This window comes from Enterococcus ureilyticus (assembly GCF_001730315.1).
Lineage (GTDB): Bacteria > Bacillota > Bacilli > Lactobacillales > Enterococcaceae > Enterococcus_L > Enterococcus_L ureilyticus.
This window is the reverse complement of the sequence record NZ_MIKC01000028.1, coordinates 1-1851: the sequence shown is the minus strand read 5'-3', so window position 1 is coordinate 1851 and position 1851 is coordinate 1. Positions and strand designations below refer to the sequence as shown.

The 1851-nt window shown below is 50.2% G+C and carries 1 rRNA gene; it reads right to left on the bottom strand.

Going from position 1 to position 1851, the window contains the following annotated elements:
* Positions 1 to 65: 65 nt before the first annotated feature.
* A 16S ribosomal RNA gene (locus BCR24_RS10335) occupies positions 66 to 1626 on the bottom strand.
* Between the last annotated feature and the right edge of the window lie 225 nt (positions 1627 to 1851).

The following is a 1851-nucleotide window of genomic DNA, read 5'->3' as shown; positions in this document are numbered from 1 at the left end:
AGAGTAAACCTCTCAAAACTGAACAAAGTGTCGACGAATGTGTAAGTTTCCGTAATATTCCTTAGAAAGGAGGTGATCCAGCCGCACCTTCCGATACGGCTACCTTGTTACGACTTCACCCCAATCATCTATCCCACCTTAGGCGGCTGGCTCCACAAGGGTTACCTCACCGACTTCGGGTGTTACAAACTTTCGTGGTGTGACGGGCGGTGTGTACAAGGCCCGGGAACGTATTCACCGCGGCGTGCTGATCCGCGATTACTAGCGATTCCGGCTTCATGTAGGCGAGTTGCAGCCTACAATCCGAACTGAGAGAAGCTTTAAGAGATTTGCATGACCTCGCGGCCTAGCGACTCGTTGTACTTCCCATTGTAGCACGTGTGTAGCCCAGGTCATAAGGGGCATGATGATTTGACGTCATCCCCACCTTCCTCCGGTTTGTCACCGGCAGTCTCGCTAGAGTGCCCAACTGAATGATGGCAACTAACAATAAGGGTTGCGCTCGTTGCGGGACTTAACCCAACATCTCACGACACGAGCTGACGACAACCATGCACCACCTGTCACTTTGTCCCCGAAGGGAAAGCTCGATCTCTCGAGTGGTCAAAGGATGTCAAGACCTGGTAAGGTTCTTCGCGTTGCTTCGAATTAAACCACATGCTCCACCGCTTGTGCGGGCCCCCGTCAATTCCTTTGAGTTTCAACCTTGCGGTCGTACTCCCCAGGCGGAGTGCTTAATGCGTTAGCTGCAGCACTGAAGGGCGGAAACCCTCCAACACTTAGCACTCATCGTTTACGGCGTGGACTACCAGGGTATCTAATCCTGTTTGCTCCCCACGCTTTCGAGCCTCAGCGTCAGTTACAGACCAGAGAGTCGCCTTCGCCACTGGTGTTCCTCCATATATCTACGCATTTCACCGCTACACATGGAATTCCACTCTCCTCTTCTGCACTCAAGTCTCCCAGTTTCCAATGACCCTCCCCGGTTGAGCCGGGGGCTTTCACATCAGACTTAAGAAACCGCCTGCGCTCGCTTTACGCCCAATAAATCCGGACAACGCTTGCCACCTACGTATTACCGCGGCTGCTGGCACGTAGTTAGCCGTGGCTTTCTGGTTAGATACCGTCAAGGTAAGAGCAGTTACTCTCCTACTTATTCTTCTCTAACAACAGAGTTTTACGATCCGAAAACCTTCTTCACTCACGCGGCGTTGCTCGGTCAGACTTTCGTCCATTGCCGAAGATTCCCTACTGCTGCCTCCCGTAGGAGTCTGGGCCGTGTCTCAGTCCCAGTGTGGCCGATCACCCTCTCAGGTCGGCTATGCATCATGGCCTTGGTGAGCCGTTACCTCACCAACTAGCTAATGCACCGCGGGTCCATCCATCAGTGACACCCGAAAGCGCCTTTCAAATCAACACCATGCGGTGTCGACTATTATGCGGTATTAGCACCTGTTTCCAAGTGTTATCCCCCTCTGATGGGTAGGTTACCCACGTGTTACTCACCCGTCCGCCACTCTTCTTTTCAAATGAGTGCAAGCACTCGGTAGAAAAGAAGCGTTCGACTTGCATGTATTAGGCACGCCGCCAGCGTTCGTCCTGAGCCAGGATCAAACTCTCATAATAAAAGTTGAACACGATCTTGCGATCGATAAGCTCATTTAGTTGCTAGCATATTGCTTGCTTGTTAAAAATTGTTGTTTGTTTTTACCGTTGTAAAAACAACCTACACATTTGGTTCGTCTTACTTTGTTCAGTTTTCAAAGGTCTACTGTGTTACCTCGCAGCAACTTTTATATCATATCAAATCTTTGATTTGATGTCAACACTTTTCTTCAAAAGTTTCAAAGT